This is a genomic window from Haloarcula sp. CBA1129 (assembly GCF_008729015.1).
Lineage (GTDB): Archaea > Halobacteriota > Halobacteria > Halobacteriales > Haloarculaceae > Haloarcula.
Window position 1 is genome coordinate 2,853,768 of sequence record NZ_RKSM01000001.1, and the last position, 24,159, is coordinate 2,877,926.

At 63.5% G+C, this 24,159-nt stretch carries 22 protein-coding genes and 1 tRNA gene; 10 read left to right on the forward strand and 13 right to left on the reverse strand.

Annotated features, from left to right (window positions below):
• The first annotated feature begins 13 nt into the window (after positions 1–13).
• Positions 14–1,249 (forward strand): YihY/virulence factor BrkB family protein, encoded by a 1,236-nt coding sequence (locus Har1129_RS14440; protein WP_151101291.1) that lies wholly within the window; start codon positions 14–16, stop codon positions 1,247–1,249.
• On the forward strand, positions 1,246–2,154 hold the full coding sequence (locus tag Har1129_RS14445; RefSeq protein ID WP_151101292.1) for a phosphatase PAP2 family protein: 909 nt from the start codon (positions 1,246–1,248) through the stop codon (positions 2,152–2,154). Before Har1129_RS14440 ends, Har1129_RS14445 begins: the two co-directional genes overlap by 4 nt.
• On the opposite strand, the gene glnA is transcribed toward Har1129_RS14445, so the two are convergent.
• Positions 2,151–3,506 carry a type I glutamate--ammonia ligase gene (glnA, locus tag Har1129_RS14450; RefSeq protein ID WP_151101293.1) on the reverse strand — a complete coding sequence of 452 codons (1,356 nt, stop codon included), beginning with the start codon at positions 3,504–3,506 and terminating at the stop codon, positions 2,151–2,153. The genes Har1129_RS14445 and glnA overlap by 4 nt on opposite strands.
• A 126-nt stretch (positions 3,507–3,632) precedes the next feature.
• Here glnA and lrp point away from each other — a divergent pair, with 126 nt between their 5' ends.
• From lrp to Har1129_RS14465, 3 genes are all read left to right on the forward strand, one after another.
• Positions 3,633–4,091 carry an HTH-type transcriptional regulator Lrp gene (gene lrp / locus Har1129_RS14455; RefSeq protein ID WP_151101294.1) on the forward strand — a complete coding sequence of 153 codons (459 nt, stop codon included), beginning with the start codon at positions 3,633–3,635 and terminating at the stop codon, positions 4,089–4,091.
• A gap of 107 nt (positions 4,092–4,198) precedes the next feature.
• Positions 4,199–4,795 carry a TetR/AcrR family transcriptional regulator gene (locus Har1129_RS14460; RefSeq protein WP_151101295.1) on the forward strand — a complete coding sequence of 199 codons (597 nt, stop codon included), beginning with the start codon at positions 4,199–4,201 and terminating at the stop codon, positions 4,793–4,795.
• Entirely contained in the window at positions 4,792–6,279 is a 1,488-nt protein-coding gene (locus Har1129_RS14465; RefSeq protein WP_151101296.1) for an MATE family efflux transporter, read from the forward strand. Before Har1129_RS14460 ends, Har1129_RS14465 begins: the two co-directional genes overlap by 4 nt.
• A 48-nt stretch (positions 6,280–6,327) precedes the next feature.
• Here Har1129_RS14465 and Har1129_RS14470 read toward each other — a convergent pair whose 3' ends face one another.
• Positions 6,328–6,864, reverse strand: coding sequence for a Rieske 2Fe-2S domain-containing protein (locus Har1129_RS14470; RefSeq protein WP_191906176.1), 537 nt, complete (start codon positions 6,862–6,864; stop codon positions 6,328–6,330).
• A gap of 97 nt (positions 6,865–6,961) precedes the next feature.
• Between Har1129_RS14470 and Har1129_RS14475 the strand changes: the two genes are divergently transcribed.
• Positions 6,962–7,156 carry a hypothetical protein gene (locus Har1129_RS14475; RefSeq protein WP_151101298.1) on the forward strand — a complete coding sequence of 65 codons (195 nt, stop codon included), beginning with the start codon at positions 6,962–6,964 and terminating at the stop codon, positions 7,154–7,156.
• Between the two features lie 99 nt (positions 7,157–7,255).
• Here Har1129_RS14475 and Har1129_RS20680 read toward each other — a convergent pair whose 3' ends face one another.
• The gene (locus tag Har1129_RS20680) at positions 7,256–7,408 is read right to left on the reverse strand and encodes a hypothetical protein (RefSeq protein WP_191906177.1); all 153 of its coding nucleotides are present in this window, start codon (positions 7,406–7,408) and stop codon (positions 7,256–7,258) included.
• A 58-nt stretch (positions 7,409–7,466) separates the two neighbouring features.
• On the opposite strand from Har1129_RS20680, the gene Har1129_RS14480 reads away from it, so the two are divergent.
• Positions 7,467–8,051, forward strand: a complete 585-nt coding sequence (locus Har1129_RS14480) for an NADPH-dependent FMN reductase (RefSeq protein ID WP_151102161.1) — start codon at positions 7,467–7,469, stop codon at positions 8,049–8,051.
• A gap of 85 nt (positions 8,052–8,136) precedes the next feature.
• Here the strand turns inward: Har1129_RS14480 and Har1129_RS14485 are convergent, their stop codons facing one another.
• A complete protein-coding gene (locus tag Har1129_RS14485) occupies positions 8,137–9,657 on the reverse strand; it encodes a hypothetical protein (RefSeq protein WP_151101299.1) in 1,521 nt (506 codons plus the stop codon).
• Between the two features lie 193 nt (positions 9,658–9,850).
• Positions 9,851–10,345, reverse strand: coding sequence for a hypothetical protein (locus Har1129_RS14490; RefSeq protein ID WP_151101300.1), 495 nt, complete (start codon positions 10,343–10,345; stop codon positions 9,851–9,853).
• Between the two features lie 169 nt (positions 10,346–10,514).
• Between Har1129_RS14490 and Har1129_RS14495 the strand changes: the two genes are divergently transcribed.
• A complete protein-coding gene (locus tag Har1129_RS14495; protein ID WP_151101301.1) occupies positions 10,515–11,375 on the forward strand; it encodes a transcription initiation factor IIB family protein in 861 nt (286 codons plus the stop codon).
• Here the strand turns inward: Har1129_RS14495 and Har1129_RS14500 are convergent.
• The 6 genes from Har1129_RS14500 to Har1129_RS14525 all read right to left on the reverse strand — a co-directional run bounded on the left by Har1129_RS14500 (position 11,354) and on the right by Har1129_RS14525 (position 17,978).
• Positions 11,354–12,070: a MinD/ParA family protein gene (locus Har1129_RS14500; RefSeq protein ID WP_151101302.1), complete on the reverse strand. Its 717-nt coding sequence runs from the start codon at positions 12,068–12,070 to the stop codon at positions 11,354–11,356. The genes Har1129_RS14495 and Har1129_RS14500 overlap by 22 nt on opposite strands.
• Complete coding sequence (locus tag Har1129_RS14505; RefSeq protein ID WP_151101303.1) at positions 12,067–12,834, reverse strand: hypothetical protein; 768 nt, start codon at positions 12,832–12,834, stop codon at positions 12,067–12,069. The genes Har1129_RS14500 and Har1129_RS14505 overlap by 4 nt, the downstream gene beginning before the upstream one ends.
• Before the next feature lie 32 nt (positions 12,835–12,866).
• On the reverse strand, positions 12,867–13,676 hold the full coding sequence (locus Har1129_RS14510; RefSeq protein ID WP_151101304.1) for a hypothetical protein: 810 nt from the start codon (positions 13,674–13,676) through the stop codon (positions 12,867–12,869).
• Positions 13,673–14,008, reverse strand: coding sequence for a hypothetical protein (locus Har1129_RS14515; protein WP_151101305.1), 336 nt, complete (start codon positions 14,006–14,008; stop codon positions 13,673–13,675). The genes Har1129_RS14510 and Har1129_RS14515 overlap by 4 nt, the downstream gene beginning before the upstream one ends.
• Positions 14,009–14,176: 168 nt before the next feature.
• Entirely contained in the window at positions 14,177–14,449 is a 273-nt protein-coding gene (locus Har1129_RS14520) for a hypothetical protein (protein ID WP_151101306.1), read from the reverse strand.
• 1 nt (position 14,450) lies between these two features.
• Positions 14,451–17,978 (reverse strand): LAGLIDADG family homing endonuclease, encoded by a 3,528-nt coding sequence (locus Har1129_RS14525; RefSeq protein ID WP_151101307.1) that lies wholly within the window; start codon positions 17,976–17,978, stop codon positions 14,451–14,453.
• 366 nt (positions 17,979–18,344) lie between these two features.
• Between Har1129_RS14525 and Har1129_RS14530 the strand changes: the two genes are divergently transcribed.
• Together Har1129_RS14530 and Har1129_RS14535 are read left to right on the forward strand one after the other, a co-directional pair.
• A complete protein-coding gene (locus tag Har1129_RS14530) occupies positions 18,345–19,493 on the forward strand; it encodes a BMP family protein (RefSeq protein WP_151101308.1) in 1,149 nt (382 codons plus the stop codon).
• Complete coding sequence (locus Har1129_RS14535; protein ID WP_151101309.1) at positions 19,493–21,865, forward strand: methyl-accepting chemotaxis protein; 2,373 nt, start codon at positions 19,493–19,495, stop codon at positions 21,863–21,865. The genes Har1129_RS14530 and Har1129_RS14535 overlap by 1 nt, the downstream gene beginning before the upstream one ends.
• A gap of 183 nt (positions 21,866–22,048) precedes the next feature.
• Here Har1129_RS14535 and Har1129_RS14540 read toward each other — a convergent pair.
• A tRNA-Pro gene (locus Har1129_RS14540) sits at positions 22,049–22,121 on the reverse strand.
• 55 nt (positions 22,122–22,176) lie between these two features.
• On the reverse strand, positions 22,177–24,051 hold the full coding sequence (locus tag Har1129_RS14545; RefSeq protein ID WP_151102162.1) for an SLC13 family permease: 1,875 nt from the start codon (positions 24,049–24,051) through the stop codon (positions 22,177–22,179).
• Positions 24,052–24,159: the final 108 nt, after the last annotated feature.

Sequence of the window (24,159 nt, forward strand, 5' to 3'; positions counted from 1 at the left end):
CTGACGTGCTCGTGTGGACCGCACACGCGCTGTCTCCGTCGGTCGGGATGTCGTCCGCACGGTACGTGAGGAAGAGGTCTCCTTTCTCGCAGCCGGCATCGCCTACTACATGTTCGTCTCGCTCCTACCGCTGTTGTTGCTGACGCTGGTCGTCGGCACGCTGGCGGGCGGAGAGGCCTTTGCCGAGCGTATCGTGACGGCAGCGGGAGACGTGCTCTCACCGACAGCGTCGACACTGCTCGAAGACGCGCTGACAAGCGGGGCCGGCCGCGGTGGGGCGACGGTACTCGGTATCGGTGTCACACTGTGGAGCGCGCTCAAGGTGTTCCGCGGGCTGGATACGGCCTTCAGTCGCGTCTACGGGACGGATGGCCCCGACTCGATTATCGGGGAGCTCGTCGACGGGCTGGCCGCGCTGGGCGGCATCGGCGTCGCGCTGGTCGGCCTCGGTGTCGTCGGCGCGCTCGGAACGGTGCTCGGCGTACAGGTCGCACTCGGTGGCCTCGCGCTCGTTCCCGTGCTGGCAGTCGCCTTCCTCCCGCTGTACTATCTGTTCCCCGACGAGGAAATGACTATCCGGGCGGCCGTCCCCGGCGCGGTGTTCGCTGGTGTCGGGTGGACCCTGCTCGGGACGGGGTTCAACGTCTACGCGGCGCAGGCCGACTCCTATCAGGTGTACGGGGTCATCGGCGCGGTGCTCCTGCTGGTGACGTGGTTCTACTTCGCCGGACAGGTGCTCCTCGTGGGCGCAGCGGTCAACGCGGCGCTCGCGGACCGGCAACTACAACAGGTATCGCGCCGACGGTCCGGCAAAGCGATGAGTGAGGACGCTGACGAGACCGACACGCCGCCGCCAGCCGGCGCTGACACGCCCGGACCGACGACTAACGACCTGACAGACGAGGAGCTCAGGGAACTCCGCGAGGAGTTCGAGTCGTTCCGCGAGGACATCGAGGGGCGGACGCTCCACCGCGACGAGGTGCGGTCGGACCTCAAGCAGTACGTCCGTCGCCGGATGCGCCGCGGACACGCCCGACAGTGGGGCCCCTACATCGTCCTACTGTACGGCACGATAATGACCCTCGGTGCGTTCTACTATCTGGAGGGCATCTGGGCCGTCTTGGCGATGCTTGTCGTCTGGCTGTCGACGCTCGGCCTCTACGCGATTATGATAGCCGTCGGCGTGACCCTGACTGCGACCGGCCTCCCCGGACGACTCGTCGACCGCGTGCGTGACTGGCGACAGTGATACGGACTGTCGGCGTGACGGAGGTGCTGTCGGCGCTGCCCGGCGCAGTCGTCGTACTGTTCGCGCTGATCACCCAACTGGGTGATTTCTGGTTCACCTTCCTAGCCTGTGGCCTGCTGTACTGGCTCGGCCCGTGGACGCCGAGGCTCGGCCGCAACCTCACTCGCGACCGGACAGCGATGGTGGTGGCGCTGCTCGCCGTCGGCGTTGCCCTCATCGTCTCGCTGAAAGGCCTGCTCGGACTGCCACGCCCACCCGGAGCGGGGACGGCCACCCACGCTGACCTGCTTCCGGTAGCGCTGCGAGGCATCTACGAGTCGATGGCGACTGGCGAGGGGTACGGGTTCCCCAGCGGTCACGCCACGCTCTCTCTGCTCGTCTGGGGTGGGTTCGCGTGGGCGCTCCGGGTCGGGACACGGCGCGGCCGTGTCGCCGTTGCCGGGACGGTCATCGGCCTCATCGGACTCTCCCGGCTGGTGATAGGCGTCCACTACCTCGTTGATATCCTCGCTGGCTTCGCCGTCGCCGGCGCGTGTCTGGCGCTCGCGCTTGGTGTGCTCGAAACGCCCGAGCGAGTGTTCGGACTCGCCGCCGCTGTCGCTGTGGCCGGGCTGGTCGTCGCCGGCGTCTCCCGCAACACGGCGGGTACGCTGGGTATCGCAGTCGGTGGGGCCGTGGTCTGGGCGCTGCTCGGCGACAGGATTCCGGAGCCAACGCGCCGTGGTGTCGTGGGTACGGCAGTCCTCGGCGTCCTGACAGTCGGGACGTTCCTCGGGGTGACGTTCGGTCTACATCCGACGCCAGCCGTTGTAGTACTACTCGCCGCGCTCGGCACTGGCCTGCTGCTGGCGCTACCGCTGGCCGGTGAGTACCTCGCGAAAAATACGGAGACGAAAGCCGCTTAGAACGTCTCGAGGTAGCGGTCGAGTTCCCAGTCGGAGACGTCGACCAGATACTCCTTGTGTTCCTGACGCTTGGCCTCGATGAAGTTCTCGAAGACGTGCTCGCCGAGGGCGTCGCTGATGACCTCGTCCTTTTCGAGTTCGTCGACGGCTTCGCCGAGGTTCTCCGGCAGCGTGGTGATGCCGTACTCCTCGCGTTTCTCCTCGTCGAAGTCGTAGATGTTCTCGCGGACCGGATCCTCACACTCGAGGTCGCGCTCGACGCCATCGAGACCGGCGTGGATGAGCGCGGCGAAGGCGAGGTACGGGTTACACGACGGGTCGGGGAAGCGGGCCTCGATACGGCTTGCGGCCGGTGTGCGGGCGGCCGGCTTGCGGATGAGCGCCGAGCGGTTGCGGTCGGACCAGGCGACGTAGACAGGGGCCTCGTAGCCCGGGACCAGCCGCTTGTAGGAGTTCACGGTCGGGTTGGTGACCGCGGTGATGGCCGGTGCGTGTTCGAGGATACCGGCGGTGAAGCTCTTGGCCGTATCGGAGAGGTTGAACTCGTCGTCGTCGTCGTGGAACGCGTTCTCGCCGTCCTCGGTGAACAGCGAGATGTGCGTGTGCATCCCGGAGCCGTTGATCTTCGGGATCGGCTTCGGCATGAACGTCGCGTGCAGGTCGTGCTCGGCCGCGATGGCGCGAACGACGGACCGGAAGGTGGCGACGTTGTCGGCCGTTGTCAGGGCGTCGTCGTAGGTGAAGTTGATCTCGTGCTGGCCCTGTGCGACCTCGTGGTGAGAGGCTTCGATGTCGAAGCCCATGTCTTCGAGGCCGTAGATGATGTCACGGCGCACGTCGGAGGCGAGGTCCTTCGGCGCGAGGTCGAAGTAGCCGCCGGCGTCGTTGGTCTTGGTCGTCGCACGGCCGTCTTCGTCTTCCTCGAAGAGGAAGAACTCGGGCTCGGGGGCGGCGTTGACCGTATAGCCCATGTCCTCGGCGCGCTTGATGGCACGCTTCAGGACGCCACGCGGGTCGCCGGAGAACGGCTCGCCGGTCGAGGTGTCGATGACATCACAGATGAGACGGGCACTGGAACCACCTTCGACGTTTTCCCTCCACGGAAGCACGGAGAACGTCGATGGGTCCGGGTCCAGACGCATGTCGGACTCCTGAATCCGAACGAAGCCGTTGATCGAGGAGCCGTCGAAGTAAATCCCTTCTGTGAACGCTTTCTCTGCCTGATCGGCTGTAATCGAGACGTTCTTGATCGTGCCGAGGATGTCGGTAAACTGGAGTCGAAGGAAGTCGACGTTCTTCTCTTCGATTTCGTCGAGTACCTCCTCCGCCGCCTCTGAAAGTTCGCTTGTCATCTTTGGACACCCGATAGGAGCGGTGCTACTACTAAAACCCTGCTGATTTGCGCAAAGGTTTCGACGCTTGCGCTTACATTTGGACATTCGTAAAATTCTAATCCCTGGGGGGCGTCCCCCAATGTAATGACGTACGAAAATCTCGACCGTGAGCTAGTGAATGCCCTTCTCGGGGATGGCCGCGCAAGCCTCCGAAGTCTCGGAGAAGACCTCGACGTGTCGGTAACGACCGTCTCAAACCACCTTTCCGATCTCGAGGATGAGGGGATCATCAACGGGTACACCCCCAAGGTCGATTACGACAAGCTCGGCTACGACGTGACGGCCATCATCCAGCTCAAGGTAGAAGGGTCGTCGCTCCCGGCCGTCACCGAGGATCTCAAAGAGCACAAGCAGATGATCTCTGTGTACGAGGTCACCGGCGACTACGACATCATCGCGGTCGGGAAATTCACCGATACCGACGGTATGAACTCCCAGATCAAGGAACTCCTCACCGACCCGGACATCAGGGAGTCGAACACCTCCGTCGTGCTCAACGCCGCAAGCGAACACGAGCAGTTCGACCTCGACATGAGAGAGTAGCGACTGTCCTTCTGCGCCGTTCCGAACGTTTCCGGAGCCACAGCTCCCGACCCACTTTCGGGCGGTACCGACGAATACTTGACTGACCAGTCAGTTAGTTGCACGTAATGAACGACGGCGACACGGCCGACGATATTATGGATGCGACCTACCGTGCGCTGTGTACGCACGGCTATGCAGATCTGACGATGCAGGACATCGCTGACGAGGCGGACAAGAGCAAGGCCGCCCTCCACTACCACTACGACAGCAAGCACGACCTCCTCTGTGCGTTCCTCGAATACCTCTATGACGGGTTCATCGACCGGATCGAAGACCCCGACGGTGAGGACCCACACGAACGCCTGCTGTCGCTCATCGATTCCGTACTCGACAAGCCGGACGATGGGAGCGAAGAGTTCGGGACAGCGATTCTCGAAATCCGTGCACACGCGCCCTACGAACCCGGCTTTCGTGAGCGGCTCATCAAATTCGACGACTACCTCGCGGACGAACTCGAAGCGGTCCTCGAGGACGGTATCGCTGACGGGACGTTCAAATCCGACCTCGACGCCGAGGAGACTGCCCGGTTCATCGTCACCGTGCTGACCGGGGCCGCGACCGAGCGTGTCACGACCGGTCGCCCGGTCGAGTGTACCAGACGGATGCTCACCGAGTACGTCAAGACGCATCTCTTGGACGGCCAGCAGGAGGTCACAGCGTGAGCGTCCGGCAAAGACTGGGCCGTCTGGGTGCACGGCTCGGGAACCTGTTCAAGGGGCAAGACGAACTTGACCTGACCAGCGGCGACATCGGCAAGCCGCTACTGTTTCTCTCTTTTCCCATCGTCATCACGAACCTGCTACAGGTGGCATACAACCTCGCGGACACGTTCTGGCTGGGACAGTACTCCACGACGGCGCTTGCGGCGATTTCCTTTGCCTTCCCGATGATCTTCCTGCTCATCTCGCTCGGCATGGGGCTGTCGGTAGCGGGGAGCGTACTGGTCGCCCAACACACCGGGGCCGAGGAGCACCGCGAGGCCGAGTACGCCGCCTCACAGACCGTGACGTTTGCGCTGCTGGCCTCCGTGTTGCTCGGCGCGACCGGCTACTTCTTCGTCGAGGACTTCCTGTCGCTTCTGGGCGCGTCCAGCGAAGTACTCCCGGGCGCGACGGGCTATCTGCAGGTCGTCTCGCTCGGGCTGACAGCGATGTTCGGCTTCTTCGTGTTCATCTCGCTGATGCGCGGGGCCGGCGACACCATCACGCCGATGCTGGTGATGTTCGGGACCGTCGTGCTGAACATCGTCATCGACCCGTTCCTCATCTTCGGCTGGTGGGTGTTCCCCGAGATGGGTGTCGTCGGCGCGGCCGTCGCAACCATCTTCTCGCGTGCCGTAGCGCTGGTCGTCGGCATCGGAATCCTGCTGTCGGGCAGGCGCGGCGTGCGGATTCACCTCAGCGATATGGCACCCGACTTAGAGTACCTCCGGAAGCTGCTCAGACTGGGTATCCCGGCCTCCGTTGAAGGCACCGGGCGCGCCGTGTCGGTCAACGCCATGCTGTTCATCGTCGGGACGTTCTCCGTTACTGTGGTCGCGGCCTTCGGCGTCGGTATCCGCGTGTTCTCGCTGGTGTTCATGCCCGCTATCGCAATGGACCGCGGCGTCGAGACGATGACCGGCCAGAACCTCGGTGCCGAGCGACCGGACCGCGCGGCGACGGCCAACCACTTCGCCGCGAAGGTGTCGTTCGCTATCCTCACCGTCCTCGGCGTAATCACGATCTTCGCCGCGCCAGCCGTCGTCAGCGTGTTCAGCGACGACCCAGAGGTCGTCCGCATCGGGGCCGAATTCCTCCAGTGGGTCGCCCCGACCTTCGGCTTCATCGGCGTCGTCCGAGCCTACTCCGGCGGGTTCCGCGGGGCTGGCAAGACACTCACCGCGGCTGCGCTGGCGGTCACCATGCTGGGAATTATTCGTCTACCGGTTGCTTGGGTCGCCTCCCGCCCGGTCGCGGTCCCGGCGTGGCTCGGCCCGCGAGTCGTCGACCTCTTCGCGCACTCGCTGGCCGAACAGGGCATCTGGCTGGCTTTTGCCGTCTCGAACGTCCTCGCGGCCGGCCTCGCCGCTGCTTGGTTCCTCCGCGGGACGTGGCGCGAGGCCGACGCACGGGCCGGCAGCGAACCGGCCGTCGCCGACGATTGAAAGCGCTAGCGGCTGAAAGATACCCACAAAACGCTCAGGCAGCGCGTGTCAGCGCCGGTCGGCCCGCTCGAAGCGCTCGTCAGTGAGATACACGTCGCCGTCCCGAACCGAGATCTCGATACTGTCGAGAGCGTCACCGGCACAGGGGCCGTGCGTACAGACGCCGCCATCACGTTCGAACTGCGCGCCGTGCTTGTGACACACCAGTCGGTCACCCCGCATAATCGCGCCCCGACCCGGGTCAAGCGGGACTTCGGGCTGGTGGGGACAGGAGTTGCGCCAAGCGACGACGGCGTCGCCGGCGCGATGCAGGATGCAGTTCACACCCCGTTGCCCGTCGCGCGCCTCGAACACGAGCGTACTATCGGTCGGTACTGAATCGAGGTCGGCGATTCGGCGCGGGTCGTCGCCGTCATCGGTTGCTTGTGGTTCTTCGCCGTCGGCCGAGTGGTCATCCTCGCCAGTACCGGAAAAGCTGAACCGGACCGTCGTGTCGCCGGCTTCGACCTCGCCGTCGTCGTCGTGGATGCGGACCGATTCCGACTCGTTGTCGGTGTCGACGGTCACGTCCACGGGGTCGCTCATAGCGTATTGTCTTCGACTGACACACATAGCGATGTCGAAGTCGGTCGCGGCATGCCGGTTGCAAAACCGAATTATGTCAGCCCCTCGGAACGTCGGTATGGACCGAGACGACGTTTCCGTCGAAGTGGAAGTCGAGGTTGCGGTAGACACAGCCGAACTGGAAGGCAAGGGCATCGAAATCGAACTGGAAGCCGAAGTCGAGTTCGAGGAGCACGGCGACGAGGACAGGGCTGCCGAGGGAAGCATGGACGAAACGGAGGCCGAGAACGACAGCGGCGAGAGCGAGGAGTAACGAGCCCGTAACGTTCAATTGTGCGCATACGCTGGACACAGGCCAGCGATGGCACCGGGAACGGCCGCCGCCCGACCCGAGGTGAAACCGATTGCACACTCAGAGGCTGTCGTCGGACTCGGACGGCAGTCGCTCCAGCGGCGTGACCGACGGAGTCACATCGGCGGCCGCTCGGAAGCGGTCGTCACAGTCACAGCGATCTCCCACAGGTCCCGAGAGCGGCGGGTCGAACGAGAACCTATCAGAATCCATACTGAAGTATATTTCTCAGAATACTTACTACTCAACGGTGGCTACGGACAGGTACACGATGCACAACACGCCACACGTCATCGGAATCAGTGGAAGCCTCCGCGACGACAGCGGAACCAGAGTCGCCGTCCAGCGGGCCCTCAGCGTCGCGGCCGACGACGGCGTGACTACGGAACACATCGACCTGCGAGAGTGGGATCTCCCGCTGTTTGACCCTGACACGGACGAGGCACAGTCGGGAGACGGCCCGGAACTCGCTGCCCGGGTCAGTGAAGCTGACGCCATGGTTCTCGGAACCCCCGTGTACCACGGCACCATCGCCTCACCGCTGAAAACGGCGCTCGATTACTGCAGTATCGATGACGTCGAAGGCACGACCGTCGGCATCCTCGCGGTGGCCGGCGGCGGGTTCCCGACGCCGGCGCTTGAACATCTCCGAGCGTCCGTTCTAGAACTGAAAGGCTGGCCGCTCCCGCGAGCGGTTGCCATCCCCGACTCGTGGGCCGCCTTCGAGGACGGCAGCATCGCCGACGAGGACATCGCCGAGCGCGTCGAGAAACTGGGAGCAGACGTCGTCGCGTACGCAGGCGTGGCGGCTCGGCCCACCGACACGGAACAGTTGGAGCTGACGACTAGCGACTGAGACGGATCGTTGAAGCGGTGTCCCGGTACGTGCCGACCCCGATGTCGACACTATCCAGAACTGAGCGACAACAGTTCGTACGGTATCACTCGAACCAGTCGACGAAACTGCCGTCCAGCAGCGTCTCCTCCTGATGGCGGATATAGGTGGCCTGCATGCCCCAGATGGCTTCGGCCAGCGGGACGTTCTCCTCGACGCGGCGGCGGACGTAGTCGTGTTTCCAGCGCGCGGGCGTGAGCCGGCGGTCGACACGCTCGCGCAACGGCCGGATGTACCCGTGGGCTTCCTCCGACGAGAGGCCGCGCTGTTCGAGGCCTTCGCGTGCGTGCTCGAACAGTTCGCCGTATATCTCCTCGGTGCTGGTCGTCGTCGCCCCATCGGCGGTAATCCACTCGATCTTCGCCCGGAGCCCGTTCCGAGCGGCGGTGTAGAAGTTCCGTTTCGCCGTCTCCCAGTCCAGCGACCGGATGGGGTGTTCGAGCCGTGGCAGGCTCTCCATCAGGCCGGCGAAGACGGCCGCAAACCCGATTGCGTCGTCGACGGTCGGCTGTGCGGCCAGCGGACGGAATTCGATGCGGGCGTTGGCCGCCGACCGGGTCGGCCCCTCGAACACCGGCCTGACCCACCGCCAGTACGTGCCGTGCTTGTGTCGGAAATGAACGAAGTCGTCGTCGAAGCGAGTCCCCGACTGCAGGTCGACCGGAACGATAGTGTCGTCCTCGACGATGTCGTCGATGGCTTCCTCGACTGAGTCGAAATCCGGCGGGAAGCAGACTTTCGGGGGCGTCGAGTCGCCGTCGGGTGGGTTAAGCACCGACTCGAAAACGCCGATACGGTTCTCCATGTTCGCCCCGGCGACGATCTCCGGGTCGGGTGCGTCGTCGTACAGGTCCGGCGGGAAAAACGGTGAGTTGACGCCCAGCGCCAGCAGCGGCGCGGCGATACGGAGCGCATAGGTGAAATACTCCGGCAGGTCCGGGGCGTGGGGGATCTGGTAGTGGGGCTGAATTGAGGTGATGAGCGACTCCGGCATTACCGTCTCGGACTGTAGCGAGACGTGTGGCGCGTCGATTTCGAACGCCGAGGGGTAATCCGTGTTGGCCATCGTGTGATACCGGACGGAGTCCGACATATTCGTGCCAATGCGGACGCCGCTCTGTTCGACACAATCACAAAGGTACTCCCGGGCCGTCTCGCCGGCGGGCGGAACAGTCCACATACCGTCGGAGACGAGGCGGATACCCTCGTTGCGAACCCGTTGCTGGGCCGGCATCAGCGACGCCTTCAGTTCGTTTCGCTGAGCCGCCAGCCCGTGCGTGTTCAGCGGCTGCGGGCTCGTCTGCATCTCCGCGTTGTGCAGTCCGAGTTCCTTCTCGAACCCGATGAGTTCGAGCAACTGTCGAGGGACCCGCTGGAGCGCGTCGGTCTGCTCATCGACGGCATACAGCTCCAGTTCCATGCCAACAATCGCCTCCGAGTTGTCGAAGGTCCCGCTCCGAACCGCGGCCTTGAGCGCTTCGGCCTCCTCGCGGGCCCGTTCGTTGAACGACTCGCTGTCCGCCGCAAGCACCTCGGCCACCCGGTCTGCCAGTTCCGAAGCCGACATATCTCCGGGTTTGCAGCCATAGGTGTTAAGGATGCCCCAGACAGGCGGCGGACAGCGAGAGCGGGAGTTCCACACAGACACACTGACCCACCGGTATCACTCCGACTCAGCGGGAGGACAGTAGCCGCGCACTCACAGCAGTTCGTCGATGTCGCTCACTCCAGATCTCGCCCAGAAAGCGGTTCACGTACACTCACAGCAGTTCGCCGACATCGCTCATCGTTTCCCCTAACGGGTCCCGTTCCGCAGTTGTGAGTGCTCCCTCGACCGCATCGCGGGCCGCCGGCAGCGGGTCGTGGGTCTCGATGTAGGTTGCCAGAGCAAACTCCTGTTCAGTCACGCCAGCGAGTGCGATGGCGTCGCTGCGGGAGAGGTCCCCGGCGAGCCAATCAGCAATTATCTCACGGCCCTGTGGGCCGACCGGTGACACCTGCTCGCCGACCAGATGAAGCGTCTTGGCGGCCATCACGGGCGCAATGCCAGCAGCGTGGCCCGCATCGCCGACGCTCTTGCCGGCTGCGTAGGCCTCGACGACAGTCGCCGCTGTCGCCGCCGAGCACGGGAGGTCGTCGGCAACCGGAGCCAGTCGCTCCGGGAGGGGCGCATCCGTCTCGTCGACAGCAGCGACGCCGCGGTCACGCTGGTGGGTCGTGACCTCGACACCGGCGGCAATATCCGACAGCGTCATTGAAATTTCTTTCTTTGTGCCGGAATTTAATGCTGTCGGTATCCCGATAGGCACTGGGCATATCCGAATAGCTACCTACCGGTTACCGGTAGGCAGTTTGGTCGAAAAACGCCCGAAAACCCGCCGCTGCATCGGTTTTTTAACCCTCCACCCAGCCGTAGGTGGAAACATGAGCACGACGGTAACGCAATGTCCAGAGTGTAACGGGTCAGTCAAACAGCAGGGCGTCGAGTCGGTCTGTGGCAGCTGCGGGCTGGTCGTCGGCGAGGACGCCATCGATCCCGGCCCGGAGTGGCGGTCGTTCGATGATGATGACACTGACCGGGCACGGACGGGGGCACCGCTGACGCGGTCGCGCCATGACCGCGGTCTTTCGACGAAGATCGGCCGGTCGACACGGCTGAAAGGGCGCAAGCGCCGTCAGTTTGCCCGACTCCGCCGCGAGCACAACCGCGCCCAGATCAGCTCGAAACGCGAGCGAAACAAGGTGTACGCTTTCACCGAGATCCGGCGGATCATCAGTTCGATGGCCCTCTCGGACGCCATCCGTGACCGGGCGTGCGTCCTGTTCGAATCCGCACAGAACGAGGACCTGCTGCAGGGCCGAACACTGGAAGGGTTCGCGGCCGCGGCCATCTATGCCACCTGCCGGACCGAAGGCGTTGCCCGGACCGTCGACGAACTCTGTACCGTCGCCAAAGCGACTCAGACGGAGCTTCGCGCAGCGTACGATGCGCTTAACAGGGAACTCGGGCTGCCGACCGGACCGATTGACCCACGCGAGTACGTCCCTCGGTTCGCAACGACGCTTGACCTGCCGACGGCAGTCCGGCAGCATGCGGAACAGCTCGTCGACGAGGCACAGGACCGCGGCCTTGTCAGCGGGCGCAATCCGGCCGGCGTCGCGGCAGCGTGCCTCTACACCGCGGCCCAAGAGCAGGACGTGGCGCTCACGCAGGCCGAGGCAGCAGAGACGGCGGACGTGACGCCGGTCACGCTGCGTGGGACCTACACCGAGCTACAGGAGTAAACGGCCTCGGCGAGCGCTGCAAGCGAGTGATGGGCTGGTGTTTCCGGCGCTGTTTCTCGAAGCGGCTGTCCATGGGTCTGTGCTGTCGCCAGCGGCTCGCTCTCCGGGACAGCGACGGCTGGCGCACCGAACCGGTCCGCGACGGCCCCGGTCGCGGGATTCGGATCGGCGCGGTTGAGAACGACCCGACAGAGTCCGGCGTCGAGTTCGCGGGCCAGCGCACGGACTCGGAGCGCGTCAGCGAGGGCCGCACCCTCCGGCGTCGTGACGAGTATTGTAGCGTCAGCGGCTGCGAGGGGGAGACCCACGTCGGCGTGTAAACCGGCTGGCGAGTCCACGACGACCCAGCGGTAGGTCCGCTCCAGCGCGGCGAATACATCCGTGAGTCCCTGCAAGTCGGCGCTTCGAGCACCAGCCAGCGTCCGCCCGCACGGAACGAGTGACACAGGGCCGTCCTCGCGGACAGCCTCATGCGGGTCGGCGCGGTCGGCCAGAACGTCGTGCAGGTCGGGACCGCGACTCGACGGAAGGTCTGCCATCCCAAGGTCGCCGTCGACGACGACGCTCCCCGCGTTCACGTTCGAGAGCGAGTCCCTGCTGTCAGGCCGTTCGAGCGCGTCGAGTTCCGCCGCGAGGTTGTACGCGATAGTGGACTTGCCGACCCCGCCCTTGCCGCCGGTGACTGCCAAGATCATGCCAGACGCGACAGCGCCTCAGTCGGCACCGTGGCGGCCGCCCGTCGGTCAGCGAGCCGTTCGGCCCGCTGGGCCAGCGCCCGGAGCATCTGCTCGTCAGTATCGCCGCGTGCCGCGACCGTCCGGACGCCGGACAGGCCCTCCGCCGCGCGAACCGCAGCCGTCGCCGCCGACAGCGAGTCCGCCTGAGCCAGCCGTTCGGCACGGTCGGCCCGCCGAGCGACGGTTGCCAGCCACTGGGAGACTGCATCCGGGAGTTGCTGGTCCGGCCGCTGGCCGGACGCAGCCTTCGATTCGACTAGTGGTTGGCCCATCGCTGGCCGCGGTTCGATGACTTGTTCGGGCGAGAGGTCCGGCGGCCCAGCGTTCGCAGTTTCGGCTGCTTGCACCGACTCAGCTGTTGGCACGGCATCAACAGGCGGCGACGGGTCACCCAGTTCTCTGAGAACAGCATCTGCGGAGTCGAGTCGCTCGTCCGCTGTAGTATGATCAGGCACCGGCTCGGCACTCACCAGCTCCGCCGGGTGGTCAGACGGTGGGGCCGGCGTCGCGTAACCGAGCGCGCTCGTTCCCGACTCAACGATCCCTTCGAACCTGTCCTCGGACCAGCCGGCCTCGGGGACACCCTGCTTTCTCGGCGGCCAGAGGGGGCCATCGAGACAGTTCCGAACAGTAATTCGAGTCGGTTCGGCAATGTCGCCGACGGTCGCCGTGACGAGCGTCACGCCGTCGACTCGCTCGGCGCGACAGTCGAAGGTAACCATAGGAACGGTGGCCGGACCTTCGGATTTAAACCTCAGCAACGGACGACAGGGGCGTCGAGACAGTCTGACGCAGCTGTTGGCGTCCCGAGCCGATCCGTTTCGAGGACGACCGGTGCGGGCGTCCGGGCGAACCGGAGCACAGCCAAGGCGGCTGTCACGGGGTCGGCCTCAAACGGGTCATCGGGAACTGGCCCCGGAACGGCTTCGATGGCCCGAGCGAACGTATCGGCACACCGGTCGACGAGAGTCGCCCGAGCGCTCCGCCGGAGATTAGCCAGTTCGTCGGCAAGCTGCCGCTGCTCCTCCAGCGAATCCCGGTAGGCGCGTGCCTGCTCTCGGCGGAGTTCGCGAGTCTCTCTGGCGGCGGCTCGTCGCGTCTCCCGTTCGCTCAGTTCTGTCGCCGCCTCCCGGAGGTCGTCCTGTGCCGCTCCGTTGTCCGCACCGATGGCCTCGCGAGCGGTGAGACGGCCGCGATGGGTAGCGACCGCTTCCTGCAGGCCGTCGATGGTCGACTCCGGAACCGGGTCGACAGGAGTCGGCAGCTCCGGCGGCGAGCACTCAAGCTCGGCCAGTCGGGCACGGTACTCAGCGATAGCGTCGTCCTGTGGCGTCTCGTATCCCCGTGACCGAGCAGCGGCCGCGAGTGCAGTCCGCGTTCGCAGTCCCATAGACGGATGGACGTGGCCGGCGTAAGCGTACACGGACGGCGGTTCCGGGCAGGAAACGACTGGAAAGCACCGCTGCCCGCGGATGCTTGCGGCAATCGTCCTCCCGTCGAGGTCTCGGGCTCGGAGATCGACGACAGCGCCAGTGTACGTGGTTCCAGCGACGCGGAGCTTCACAGGTCAACGCCTCGGAGCTGGTCCGGGTCCGGGAGATCACGCCCCGACGCGAACCGCTCGTAGGGCGTCGCCGGTTCCTCGCGCGCCTCATACCGTTTGGCCGCCTCACGGACGTGCTTCGGGGCATCAGTCGGCTCGAACGGCTCGACGTGCTCGATCTGAACGTCAAGGTCGTGTTTCTCGTGAAGCCGGAGCGCCTGAAAGGCCCCGAACTCGGTTCCGGAGAACAGCGCTGCTCTCCCGAACTGTCGAACGACACAGTCTTCGTGGGCACGACAGACGTTCCGCAGATCTCTGCGTGCCGCCCGGGAGTACGTGACGACGAGTAGCACTGAGTAGACATTGCCATTATTACTATAAAATTTTACTGAATTGAATTAGATTTAATCTGAATATATAGGGCTCCCTGCCGGAAAGATAGAGGGCAGTCGGACTCAGGAGTCAGCACTGCACACAGTCTGTGGAATATACCGACAGTAACCACACTGCTCGAAAAATCGCTACTCGACAGCTGTAACAGTGAATTCGCCGGCGTCCGAGACGAGGTCTCGCACCCGTTCGCGGGCCGCTGTCTCGGACGGCGCGAGGACGACGAGTCCGTCCACAGCGGCCCCACCGCTGGCTCGATACGCCTGCAGGTCGCCCTCGAACTCAGTCGCGTAGGTCCGGAGCGTTCCGCGGACATCCCGTTCGAGATCACTGAGCGACCGCGACCCGGCCTCGAACTCGGCCAGCGCCTCCTCGATGTTGCGGAGTGCGGAGATGCGGTCCATATCAGGTCGTTCGGAGGTGGTCCGTCCGAGGTTCGTACACCTCACCTTTCTGTTTCAGCTTGTCGATCTCGTGTTCGGCTTTGGACTCGTCGATGCCGACTTCCTCGGCGCGTTCGATGACCACGTCGGCTGGTGCGCCCTCGTCGTACTCGTCCTCGATGTCCGAGATGATGCCCTTGATGTTCTGGATGCGGTCACGCTGGGTCTTCGACTGTCCCGTCTCGACCACGTCGGCGTCGAACTCGCCGGTCTCGGGGTCGACACCGATTTCCTTCAGACAGTAGTGGGCGATGTCGACCGCCCGGTCGGCGTCGGCCTCGTCGACGGTGTCCGACAGCCGAATCCGAGCGGACGCCTCGGCAAGCCGGACCAGCGCCTCCAACTTTCGAGCGGTAACCGGCACCGGCGCGTCCTCGTCCTGCCCTTTGAGCCGCAGGTCGACGTAGAAGTCCTCGATGCGCGTTTTCGCCTCCTCGGTCATCGTCGGGAAGCAGTTGCGTTTGGCGTAGGCGACGTACTTCCGGAGGAGGTCCGGCTCGATGGTCGGTGCGACCTCCTCGGTGACGGTACCGACCTCCTCCTCACTGAAGTTCGAAGTGGGGTTTTCCGTCCGATGAGTGTGGAGTTCGCCGGCGTAGTTGGTCTGGATGATGTGCTCGGCGAGGTTCCGGTCTTTCTCCTCGTCCGGCTTGTCGGTGACCGTAAAGATGAGGTCGAACCGGGAGATAAGCGCCGGTTCGAGGTCGATCTGCTCACCGATGGGCTCGTACTGGTCGAAACGACCGTACTTCGGGTTTGCCGCACCAAGCAGCGAGCAGCGGGATTTAAGCGTCGCATTAATTCCGGCCTTGGAGACGCTGATACGCTGCTGTTCCAGCGCTTCGTGCATCGCTGACCGGTCTTCCGGAGACATCTTATCGAGTTCGTCGATGGCAGCGATGCCCTGATCTGCGAGCACGAGCGCACCAGCTTCAAGCGTCCACTGCTGGCCGTCGCCGAAGTCGTCGCGAACGGCCGCGGCGGTAAGCCCTGCGCTCGAAGACCCCTTCCCGGAGGTGTAGACAGAGCGTGGTGCGATATTCTCGATATATGATAACATCTGAGAGTTGTGCGAGACAACTCCGTTAGTGAGGTAATTGTGGGTGTCTTCTATTTCGAGGTCGTAAACCCACTCCTCATCCGGCTCGACAGTCTCGATACGTTCGATTTCGTCCCAGGCGATGTTGCCGTCGGCAAGCGAGCGTAGCGCGTCGATATCTGCTCGAATACTGTCGAGGCTCCCACCATCTGTGATCGCACCTGCGGTGTCGGACGCCGATTCGCTCAATTCCGAAAGGTGAGCTTCGAATGCATCAATGACGGTTTCGAGACTGTTACGGGTCGGATTGCGGCTTCCACGTTCGTAATGCTGGTACGTCGAACGCGGAAGTCCACAATCTGACTGTGTGAGTTCGAGTGACTCGCGGATGCGGCGAAGCTCATGGCCGACGTTCGGAACAACATCGAGATTCGGATTCCCGTCTGTCCCGTCGAACTTAGCACAAGCCTTTGTCTTTCGTTCTGTGACGAACCCGATACGGTCAACGTATGTGCTGAACGCCTGCCCGGAAATTCGCAATCGGTAGCTTCCGTTTTGTCGTGACTGAACCTGTGACGAAATACCGAGCGAGAGCAGCATCGTTCGAACATCCGCAAGTAACTGCTTGCTCATCGAAGCCGCCGTAATCTCGCGTTGTGACGCAGAAACGTGTCCCTCGCCCTCGATGTAACCCTTGAGGAAAGCGGCCGTAACGTCGTCGCTTGCGCCCATCAACTCCCGTGGAACGCGTTGGTTCTCCGAGGAAGACAACAGTGATTCCTCGAGAGAATCCAGGAAACTTACAAATTCGCCAGCGGAGCACATCAGCTCGCGGGCGTCTTTCCCGTCATGCGGATCACGTATCGTGACGTTTAGATTGAGCGACTCCAGAATCGTCGTTGCGTCATCAAGAACCTCGTCGTCGTTGTTCGTGATTGAAACGAAGCCAGTGTTGTCCGCTCGCTGCTCGACGTACCCCTCGGCGACGATGTATCCGATAAGACGGGCGAAGTCTGTCGTCCACGCCGATGGCAGTTGGAGATCAATCCGATTGTGTGCCTGTGACGTTCGGAATGCCACATCCAGTTCGTCAGTCCCCGCAGTAGGGATCGAGCGCGGGACCCCGATGAACGTCCCTTCGTCGAGATTTTCGGCTCGCTTCGCGTGGAACCGGCCATCGGACTGGACGAACAACGGGTGAGACGGTGTGACTTCGAGTTCATGGCCCGTCGCAGTCCGAATCCGGTACAGGACGTCAGGGGCCTCGCGCTTCCAGACCTTCGTCGCCTGCTGGGTCGCTATTGTCCCGTCGTTCGATAGCGACGGGACCTCGAAATCGACGCTGTCCCAGACGCCGTCATCTACCGGTTTCGGGTCGTCGAGGTGCGACTCGACGAGGTCACGGATTGGCACGTCACGACCGTCCGCGAGCGTTACGCGAGTGTCGCCGTGAACGCACTTCCCGGTCCCAGGGTCCCCTATCAGCAGCATATGGAGGTCGCCACGTATTCGAGATCCGTCAGGAAGCTCTTTGGTCACCCCCGAGAAGAGCTGGAGCATCATCGCGAGCTTCTCCTTCTCGTAGCCGTAGATAGAGGGCGCGATGGCCCCGACCATCTTGTCGTAGATGTCGGACTCGTTCGAGAGCTCGACGATTTCTTTCTTGTCGGCGTCGGTGATCTCCATGTCCTCGAACTGCTCATCCTCGATTTCGACGCTGACGCCCTCCATGTAGATGTCGAACATCGGGGACTTCTCGTTGTCGTTGCCCCGCTGGTCGAGTTTGAGGATACCGGTCACGCGGACGTGGTCGCCGGCAGTGACGTGGCCCGTGATGTCGTCCTCGATGTTGATATCGATTGACTGGGGCGTCTCCCCGCCGCGCAGTCCCTCGGGAGATTCCTGCACGCGGAGCTTCTGGGCGTCGATGAACTGGGACTGGTCGGTGTTGAGCCGGAAGGGGCCCTGCCGTTCACAGCCCTGACAGTCGTGGGGTTCCTGAAAATCGCCGGCAGTCTGGGGGATGCGCGTGAGTGTCCCACAGCGCTGACACTCGAAGGCAGCCTCGATAACCTTCGGGCGTACGTCAGTCGCTTTCCGAATAATGCCTCTGACAGCGACGAGGTTCCCGTGGTGTTCGTGGCGCAGGTCGCGGATATCCTCCGAGTCAGGGAGGTTTCGGACGCGGACGTGAGCCTGCCCGAGCGAGACGTCGACCGGGAGGTCATACAGTCGAAGGGCCTCCTCGGCGTACTCCTGTATCTGTTCGGGCTTGGTCCGGTAGTCGTCGGCCAGATCCGGGTCGAAACGATAGAGATCATCCCAGTCGATGTACAGCGATTTCTGGTCGTTGGGATATTTCTGGGCGAGCTCACCGATCTCGTTGCGATAGTAGTTGCGGTAGAACTCCTCGAAACGGTCGATGAGTTCGGTGTTCTCGGCGGTCGCCATCTGAGTGGACAGTGGTTATGCCCACTGGCCTAAGAAGGTTCGCAAACCGGGGTGGCACTGAAATCCCAGCGGATGCACGGCCAATACTGAGACAGACCGATACGGAGAGAACTGGCTACGTAGCGCTGGGGGGAAGCTGACAGTGACAGAGCGGACCCGCAATCGCTCAATTACAGCTTTGCGAGCTACAGGCAGCCACTCTCCCAGTTTCACAGCTGATTTGTGCTGGAATATGGGTGCCTCGCGAGCGAGCCTGTATGCTATCTTCACAGCGGTATCATCACGGAAGTGGTATCAGTATCAACGTCGAGAATTGGGACCAGTAGTTTTTGCTGATATAACTGATTCACCCAGAGTAGAATACCCGTGTACGATCAAAAAATCACAAGGCGTCGGCTCCTCGCGGGCGGCAGCGCGGCCGCGACCACAGCACTCGCTGGCTGTGGCAGCCGCTTCGAGAATTTCGGGGGGAGCGAAGAGGCAGAAGACACCAGCGACAGCCAGCAAGCGACCGCCAGCGGCATCGACGAGAGCGATGCGGCGGCGACTGTCGGCATGGTGTACGCGCTGGGCGGGCTCGATGACCGCTCATTCAACGATGCGGCGAACCGCGGCATTCAGCGCGCGCGGCTCGATAACGAGGTCGAGTACACGAACCACGAGCCGGGCAGTGTCGCCGGGTTCGCCGAGGTACAGGCCGAGCTGGCGAGTTCGGCGAACCCGTCATACGACCTGATCTGTTGTATCGGGTTCCTGCAAGCGGAGGGACTGTCTGAGACCGCAGCGGAGTACACAGACCAGCAGTTCATGATCGTCGACTCCGTCGTGGAGGCCGACAACGTGGCGAGTTACGTGTTCCGCGAACACGAGGGGTCATTTCAGGCCGGGAACCTCGCTGGACTACTCACGACCAGAGATGTCGACCTCGGTGCGGGTGCGACGAACCCGGAGGAGACGACCGTCGGGTTCGTCGGCGGCCTCGACCAGCCCCTCATCCACAAGTTCGAGGCCGGCTTCAGAGCCGGCGTCGAGCACGCCAACGCGGACGTCGATGTCCTCACGGAGTACCTCGGGAACTTCGACGACGTGCAGGGTGCCCGCGACATCGCAGCCGGGATGTACGACGATGGCGCGGACATCGTCTACCACGCAGCAGGTGGCGCAGGTGTTGGCATCTTTCAGGCCGCACAGGCCCATGGCCGGTACGCAATCGGGGTCGACTCAGACCAATCCCGCAGCAACCCTCGGTACGCGGACGTCGTGCTCGCGAGCATGGTCAAGCGAGTGAACGTCGCTGTCTACGACGCTGCGACGGCGACAGTCGCAGACAACCTCCCCGTTGGTGAGGTCGTCTCCCTCGGGCTCGATAGTGACGGCGTCGGCGTCGTCTACGGTACCTCCCTCGAACCGGCAATTCCCGACGACGTCAGGGAGGCGCTGTCGACATCGCGGGAACAGATCGCCGCTGGCGACATCGTCGTCCCCACTGAGCGCTCCAACACGGGTGGGGCCTGATGGCGGGTGGCCCACTCGACGGACTGGCGAGCGCGCTTGATCGGGTCGCCCCGGAGTTCATACGGCAGCGGTTCGCTGCGAAGTTTGCTGTTGCGTTCCTTGCCGTGTTGCTCGTCATCGCTGGCGCCGGCGCGTTCACGTTCCAAGCGACGTCGACAGCGGTCGAACGCCAGACGACCGGGCAGCTAGCCGAAACAAGCCAACTGGAAGGGGACTCTATCGGGTCGTGGGTCGAGCAGCAACGCACGCACACACGCTCCATTTCGCAGGGTGAACCACTCCGTAGCGACCGGCGGGCTGCAGCGTACATCCTCCTGCAGGACCAGCTACTGCCTGACGATGTTGTCAGTATGCATCTCGTAAACGACACTCGTGGCGAAGTGGTCGCCAGCACGGAACTCCCGCTAGAGGGGCGGTCGCTGTCCGAACTTGACGCGCCGTGGACGAGCGCCGAAGTGCCAGAGGGACCCGGGAACAACACACAGGTGTGGTCGAGTAGTCGGTCGTACCGCTCGCCGGTCCTCAACGACGAGCCCGTGATGGCGTTCGCTAGCTCGGTCCCGAAGCGTGACGGCTCGCACCTCGTCGTCGTTACGCGCATTCAGAGCCAGGTCGACCGGCTCAGCAATGCGAACTCCACGAAGGAAACCACGATACTGAACACCAACGACGAGACGGTACTGAACATCGACCGCGAGTTCGATGCCGACACCCACAGTGGGAGTCTCGCGGCAATCCGTGATGCGAACGGCACTGCAGCGCCGGTGACCACGGTTTCTGATGGTCGCGTGTACGCGTTCGCGCCCGTCCCGACCACGAACTGGGTCACAGTTACGAGTCTGGACACGGCGCAGGCGTTCAGTGTCCGGGATACGGTCGGGCAGACGGTCGGGCTGCTTGTACTGCTGGCGCTCGTTTCGTTGTCGGCTGTCGGCCTCGTGCTCGGAAAACGCACGGTCGACCCCCTGAAGCAGTTGCGAGATCGTGCCGAACGCATCGAGGGCGGCGACTTCGATGTCGACCTCGCAACGAACCGCGCCGACGAAATCGGCCGCCTCTACGGAACCTTCGACGAGATGCGAATCTCGCTCCAGAACCGTATTCGAGAAGCGGAGGATGCGGTCGAAGAAGCGAAGACGGCGCGGACGGAAGCCGAAGAGCTTCGCACAGAAGCAGAGGACGCACGGGCCGAGGCGGAGGAAGCCAGCCAGCGCCTCCAAGAGCGCGCCGCCGAGTACAGCGCGGTAATGCAAGAGATCGCCGACGGAGACCTCACAAAGCGACTCGACGAAGACGCGGAGGAGACAGCGATGCGAGAAGTCGCAGTGGAGTTCAACGCGATGCTCGACGGCCTCGAAGCCACCGTCAGTGAGGTCGCAGCGTTCGCCGACGAAGTCGCGGATGCCACAATCGAGGTCGCGACTGGAGCCGAGGAAATCGAGACGACGAGCCAGACCGTCAGTGACCGCATACAGGAGATCGCCGACGGGGCTATCAGACAGCACGACGACCTTGAGGAAGCCGCCGCTGAGATGGACGAGCTATCGGCGAGCATCGAGGAAGTCGCGGCGTCGTCGACGACAGTCGCAGAGACAGCCAGAGAAGCCGTCGACCGTGGCGAAACGGGCCGGGAAGCCGCCGAGTCGGCCATCGGTGACATGGCCGAAATCGAGTCCCGCTCGGCGGACGCGGTCGACCAGATTCTCGACCTGCAGGAGCGCATGGACGACATCGGCGAGATTGTCGACTTCATCACGGATATCGCCGAGCAAACGAATATGCTCGCCCTGAACGCGAACATCGAGGCCGCCCGTGCCGACAAGGACGGCGAGGGCTTTGCCGTTGTCGCTGACGAGGTCAAGAGCCTCGCGGAGGAGACGAAAGAGGCGGCGGCGGAGATAGAAGCCGAGATCGCGGCCGTACAGACGGAGACCGACGAGACTGTCACGGACATCCGTGCGACCAGCGACCACATCGACACCGGTGTTGAGACTGTCCGCGAGGCGGCCGACGCAATCGAGGATACCGTCGACGCAATCGAGAACGCTAACGATGGGATTCAGGAGATTGCGGATGCCACCGAGGACCAAGCCGACGCGACACAGAGCGTTGTCCACCGCGTCGACGGAGTGTCCGACATCAGCCAGAACGTGACGGAAGACGCCGAGCAGGTGTCGGCGGCCGCCGAAGAGCAGTCCGCGTCCGTCGCTGAAATCGCTCAGAGCGCGGACGAACTCCGCGACCGTGCCGACTCGCTGGCCGCGACTGTCGATCAGTTCGACACCAGTGGCGAGGGAGACACCCACAGCGATACCGCCGGTGTCGGCGGGCAGCGCACTGCGCGTTCGGCCCCCGACGGGACTGGCGACTAACGCGGCGTGCCATCGCTACGGCTTCTTTTCGCAGCGTTGTTCGGAGAGTCGCTGCTGACATACTGGGAAGGACTGGCCGTTGTGACGAATGTGAGCAGCGACAACAGCAAAGGACTGGCAGGAAATGCCACTGAAGAATTAAGCGGTAGAAGCAACGAAAAGGTCGCTTTCGGTATCCGAGTATGGGATCGCCCAGATTTGAACTAGGGGCGCGGGCACCCAAGGCCCGAAGGTTACCAAGCTACCCCACGATCCCGTACCAACCAATCCATCCGACAGCGAGTAAAGGGTTTCGTTGCAAGACGGCCGTGTCACGCGGGAGCGAGGCCCCAGAAATACGCGATGCCGAGCGTCGTCACGACGGCGAAAACAGCCTGTAGCGGCGCACCCGCCTTCAGATAGTCGGTAAACCGGTACCCGCCGGGACCGTAGACGAGGAGGTTCGTCTGGTAGCCGACCGGCGTCATGAACGCTGTCGAGGCTGCGAAGGTGACGGCGAGGACGAAGGCGAAGGCGTTGGCGTTCAGTTGCTGGGCGGTCTCGATGGCGACGGGAATCATCAGAACGACTGAAGCGTTGTTCGAGATGATGTTCGTCAGCAGCGCTGTGACGATGTACATCAGTCCGAGGACGACGGCGAGACCGCCGCCGGCAGTGAGCACGCTGCCGGCACCCAGAACGAACAGCTCGGCGAGCAGGTCAGCGCCGCCGGTCTCCTGCAGAGCGATACCCAGCGGAATGACGCCGGCGAGCAGGAAGATGACATCCCACTGGATGGCGTCGTAGAGCTCCGGCGGGCGGAGACAGCCGGTGAGGACCATCGCGAGCGCGCCGCCGAGCGCCGAGATGACGATGTGAATCGGGGTCAGCGCCGCGACGCCGACGACGGCGGCGACGATGCCGACCGCGACGGGAATCTTCGACCGGCGGAAGTCCGGCCGTTCGACCTCTTGGGCGACAATGAAGTCATTGTTGCGATTGAGTCGGTCGACGCTGTCAGGGGTGGCCTGCACCAGCAGCGTATCGCCGATGCGGAGTTTGACGTGGTCCATCCGCTGGCGGTACAGCTCCTGCCCGTGGCGAAGCGCCAGCACGGTCGCATCGTAGCGCTGGCGGAAGTTCGTGGAGACGAGCGTCTCGCCGATGAGCGAGGAACCGGGGGCGACGACAACTTCGACGAGATTCTTGCGCTCCGTTGCGGTTTCCAGTTCTGCCTCATCGACCTCGACATCGGGAATTACGTCCAGCCCCTCGACGTCGAGGAGGTCGACGAGCGTGTCCCGATCCGTCCGGATGGCAAAGACGTCGCCGGCCCGAATGGACTTCTGGCCGAACGGTTCGAGAAACGTGCGTTTCTCCCGGACCAACTGGACGATGTCCACGTCGAACTCCGAGACCCTGAGCGCCTCCTCGACAGTCTGCCCGATGAGCGGGGAGTCCTCGCGGACGACAACCTCGGTCAGATACTCACCCATCTCGAACTCCTCAGTGAGGTCTTCTTCGGCCGGGATGCGCGACGGAACCAAGTAGCGCCCGATGGTAAGCAGGTAGATCGTCCCGACGATGGTCACAATGATCCCGAGCTGCGTGAACTCGAACATACTGAACGGGCGGCCGATCAGCTCGGCTGACAGCTGCGAGGCGAGGATATTCGTCGAGGTGCCGATGAGCGTCAGCATACCGCCGAACATCGAGGCGTAGGACAGTGGCAGGAGCAGTTTCGACGGCGAGAGCTTGCCCTTGTGCGCGATATCGGAGACCATCGGCAGGAGGATGGCGACAGCGGCAGTGTTGTTGATGAACCCGGAGATAGGTGCGACCAGCCCGACGGTCGCACCGAGCTGTCTCGTCTCGCTGTCCCCGGTGAGCGAGGCGATTTTCGCGCCGAGAATCTGGACGATGCCGGTCCGCTGGACGCCGTCAGAGAGAATGAACATCGCAAGCACCGTTATCGTCGCCGTCGAGGCAAAGCCCGAGAGTCCGCGGTCCAGCGGCGATATTCCGTCGCCGGCCCGGTGTAACACGTACACCGGCTCGGCGAGCAGCCCGACATCAGCCGCGAGCGTCGTCACCGGCTCGGCCAGCATCAGCGCGACCATGACGGCGATAGCAGTCACATCGACTGGCAGCGCCTCCGTCGCAAACAGCACCAGCGCGGCGACGATGACCGCGAACACGAACAACATCCCCGGCGTGACAGGTGGCAGCGACACGTCTGACCCCTGCGCCGCCAGTGACAAAAGGATGGGTCGTTTGCGAGCGGTAGCATCCGCTCACAACCCGGACCGGCGGCC